Origin of the sequence: Streptomyces sp. (assembly GCF_031181705.1) — a bacterium.
Taxonomy (GTDB): Bacteria; Actinomycetota; Actinomycetes; order Streptomycetales; family Streptomycetaceae; genus Streptomyces.
The window spans coordinates 1-1,142 of record NZ_JAPSKN010000220.1 but is presented as its reverse complement, the minus strand read 5'-3'; the positions used below and the strand labels follow the sequence as shown (position 1 = coordinate 1,142).

General features: G+C 77.1%; 1 protein-coding gene. It reads right to left on the bottom strand.

Annotated elements, in window-relative coordinates; all coding sequences use genetic code 11:
* A partial coding sequence (locus RIN80_RS25865) for a lycopene cyclase family protein (RefSeq protein ID WP_309098061.1) occupies window positions 1-1,142 on the bottom strand: 1,142 nt, incomplete at both ends.

Genomic DNA, 1,142 nt, shown 5'->3' with positions numbered 1-1,142 from the left:
CGGCGGGGCAGGAAGGGCAGTTCGGCCGCGGTGCGGAGCATCGGGCCCACCGGGGTGCGCAGTCCGATGCCCCACTCCTCCCGCACCGAGGTGGCGCCGTCGAGGAAGCGCAGCACGCGGTGCGTGGGTGTCCGGCGGAACAGGCCGGTGAAGAACGCGGGGCCGTCGATGCGCCCGGTGTCCAGGGCCCGCAGCAGCACCGCGTCCATGGCGAGAGCCCGGCGTCCGTGCGGGGGCGGCACGGCGCCGCGGCCGTCGCGCAGGGCGGCGGCGATGGCCCGGCTGTGCCGCTGCGCGGCGGCGAAGGTGTAGCCGGTGGCGGGGCGGGTCGCGCCGCCCGCGGTCCCGATCCGGAACACGGCCTTCCCGGCCCGCCGCGGGAAGCGCGCGTCGGTCATGGGGATGACGCCCTGTTCCGCCGCCTCCACGCCGAACGCGCCGAGTCCCAGCACCTCGCGGGCGTAGTGCCCGAGGGCGGCCTCGTACGCCTCGGTGGTCAGCGGCGTCCGGGAGAACTCGGTGTACTCCACGAGCGCCCGGTCGGGGGCGAGCGGGAGGACGTAACCGAAGGCGAGGCCGTGCCGGGGCTGGGGCACGCGGAAGTCCATGAGGTCGGCGACGCCGGTCTCGAACCGGTTGGCGGCGGTCCGGACGAACCAGCCGCGGAAGTGCTGCAGCAGCTGTGTCCTGGCCGGGGGGAGGACGGGCAGGGGCCGCGAGTCGAACACGTGGCGGGCGCGCAGGGTCAGGGCGCGGCCGTCGGGGTCCGTGCAGCGCACCTCGGCGCCGCCGGGTACGTCGCGCACGGTGTCCGCCGTCGCCCGCAGCAGCCGTCCGCCGGGCGCCTGCGCGAGCCGCGCGTGCACCAGCCGTTCGAACGCGGTGGAGCGCACCATGCGGTAGCGCGCCGGGGCCGGGTCGAGGGTGAGCGCGTCGCCGCCGGGGCCGTGCACGCGCAGCAGGGGCCAGGTGGCGGTGACGGCCTCCTCGAAGTCGCCGGGACCCTCGTCCCAGTAGCACCAGGTCCGTTCCGCCGGCCGTACGGGACCGTCCGGCGGCTCGACCACCGTGACGGTCGTGCCGCCGGTCCCGATCAGCCGGTGCGCGAGACCGAGACCGGCGGCCCCGCCCCCGACGATCAC